1 pseudogene is annotated in these 342 nt (G+C 60.5%); it reads left to right on the top strand.

The window, feature by feature from the left end:
- Positions 1 to 342: pseudogene (locus JNB89_RS30850) on the top strand (hypothetical protein); the annotation flags it as partial.

Here is a 342-nt window from a genome sequence, read left to right as displayed (position 1 = left end):
CAGAATTTTGCCTCGTACTGGCCTGCCAGCTCCACAAGCGGGACCAGGAGCCAAGGTATTCGGAAGCGGCGGTCGGTGTCCTCTTTGTTCGCGAGGGCATCATCAGTCAATACAAAGGGGAACTGAGGGCGAAGGCGTATGTCTTCCAGCCTGTGTCGTCAGCGGCGGATTCAGTAGCAGATGCGCTGCGAGGCATGATCAACGCCCAGCAGATTTCACCGGACCGTCTCAGGCATTTGTGGCTCACGTCGATGCCGCGCCAGGGCGTCCATGCGGCTGTCGCGGCGGCGTCTGACGCTGGGCTGAAAGTCGCCGTGCACAACATCGATCAGGCGATTGGCA

It is taken from the genome of Paraburkholderia phenoliruptrix, from assembly GCF_019511605.1.
Classification (GTDB): Bacteria; Pseudomonadota; Gammaproteobacteria; order Burkholderiales; family Burkholderiaceae; genus Paraburkholderia; species Paraburkholderia phenoliruptrix_A.
The sequence above is the reverse complement of the archived record's forward strand: the minus strand, read 5'-3'. Positions and strand labels throughout refer to the sequence as shown.